Raw genomic sequence first — 2,265 nt, forward strand, 5'->3', positions numbered from 1 at the left:
CGTCTACTGGCTCTATCTCAAAGTATTTACCAAAGCTTTCATCAATATCTTGCTTTTTAGTATATGTCCAATCTAATATGAATCTTGACTCGATACTCTTTAATACTTCACCTCTTAATTTCATGTGAGTATCTCTCCAATATCCAAGTTCTCCTTCCCCGGCATATTCTTTTCCTATATTAAATCCACCTAGATAACCACATCTTCCATCAATTAAAAGATATTTTCTATGATTTCTGTAATTTGCTCTTAAATTTATAGTTTTTAATATGCTTGGAAAAAATACTAAAAATTCTCCACCTGCTTTTTCTAACCTCTTTATATAATCTTTTGATATGAAATTCCCCATACCATCTACTTGAAGCTTTACCTCAACTCCATCTTCAGCTCTTTTAATCATTTCATCTAAAAGTTTGCTCCCCCAAGAGTCACTTCTAAAAATATAAAATTGCATATGAATAAATTTTTTAGCTTTCTTAATTTCGTCAATCATATCATTATATAATTCTTTTCCATCAAAAATAAGTTCCATATTATTATCACAAGTATAAAGTGCATTACTATTTCTATAATTCATTGAAATTAAATCTTTATCCTTATCATTGATATATACTATCTCGTCATCTGATTGAATCTTTTTAAAATACTCACTTTTCAATCCATCAGAAATAGTTTTTTTCTTAAATCTACGATTCTTACTAATTCCTTGCCCAATCATAAAATATAAAATAACACCTATTACTGGTAAAAATACTAAAATTAATATCCATGCCCATGTTGCACTTGCATCTTTTTTCTCAAAAAATACAACTACAATTATAAATGCAATATCAATTATTGCTAGTAAACATAAAATTGCAATTAACAATTCGTGCATCCTTTTCCCTCCATTTTTTAATTTTTAATCTTAAATTAGTTTATCATATTTTTTTCTATTTTTTAAAGTACTTTTTTTTTAACGAAATTTTCTTTTTATTCATAACTAGTATTCCCAAAATATAAATATCGACTAAATTTTTATTCAAAATTCATCTTATATTATATAAATTCAATTTTCCAATTAAAATATCCTGTTTCCTTATTTAATTCATATCTAAAATATGCACTAAATGTATTACCTTTTTTACTTTTTAAATTCCTAAACCCTACTTTTCCATTCTTTAAAAGTAAAGTTACCATTTCTTTTGATACTGTCTTTCCAAAAGAAGTTATATACTTATCATCTTTCCAAATAGTATATCTACAGCCACTTTTCCAATTTGAACATCCAAACCCCTTTTCTCCTTCTATAACAGGATTTCCACATACAGGGCAATTCCCTATAGCTTCCTGCCCTTCCTCAAGCTCAACTTTAACATTCTTTAATACTGATACGTCATTTTTTATTTTATTTACACCATCAATAGTAAATTTCTTGATAAGTTCTAAGAAATCATTTTTTTGAAATTTTCCCTTTTCTATATCAGAAAGGGTTTTTTCAAGTCTTCCTGTGTATTCAAGGTCTAAAAGTTCTTTAACTGGGAATATTTCAACCATTGTTCTTCCAAGTTTTGTGCATGTAAGGCTTTTTCCTTTAGTCTCTACGTACCCTATATCTTTAAGTTTCTTTATAGTCTCTGCCCTTGTTGCAGGAGTTCCTATACTGAATCCACTTAATATAGATGCCATCATTTCTTCACTATTATTTTCTTCTTTAGACTCATCCTCACCTTCATCTTTATTATCTTTTTTAAGATTCTTACCACAAGTCTCCATGAGTCTTAAAAGAGTTTTCTCTGTATGCTTCTTAGGTGGTTTCTTAGTTACTGATGAAACTTTACTACTAGCTACATCTACAATTTCATTTTCTTGTACATTTGGAAGTATTGTATCTTTACTTTCTATTTTTTCAACAAGTCTCCATCCTTCAACTAATTGAATTTTACCTTTAGATACAAATTCACCTTTAGCTTCTTCACACTCTACTTTAGTAACTATTTTACTTTCCTCATACTCTGCTACAGGCATAAACTGCATTATAAATCTATTTTTAACTGCAGTATAAACTATCTTTTCATCTGCACTTAATCCATTAGGTTTCATATAAGTTGGAACTATAGCACTATGGCTTTCTACTTTCTTATTATCAAATATTCTTTTACTTTTAGTAAATTTTATTTGATCCTCATATGGCAGTCCCTTCTTTATGTTTTCTAAAACTTTCCTAGTTCTATCAACTAAACTTTCTTCAAGTGCAATACTTCCTGTTCTAGGATATGTTATAAA

Annotated in this window: 2 protein-coding genes; both read right to left on the reverse strand. The window is 28.2% G+C overall.

Annotation, left to right across the window (positions count from 1 at the left end; all coding sequences use genetic code 11):
• Positions 1 to 877: PLDc N-terminal domain-containing protein (locus ACRDDY_RS12235; protein WP_438565229.1), on the reverse strand; the 877-nt coding region annotated here is incomplete at its 3' end.
• Between the two features lie 161 nt (positions 878 to 1,038).
• The coding region (locus tag ACRDDY_RS12240; RefSeq protein ID WP_438565230.1) for a DNA topoisomerase at positions 1,039 to 2,265 on the reverse strand (1,227 nt) is incomplete at its 5' end.

Origin of the sequence: Clostridium sp., from assembly GCF_051656525.1 — a bacterium.
Taxonomy (GTDB): Bacteria; Bacillota; Clostridia; order Clostridiales; family Clostridiaceae; genus Clostridium.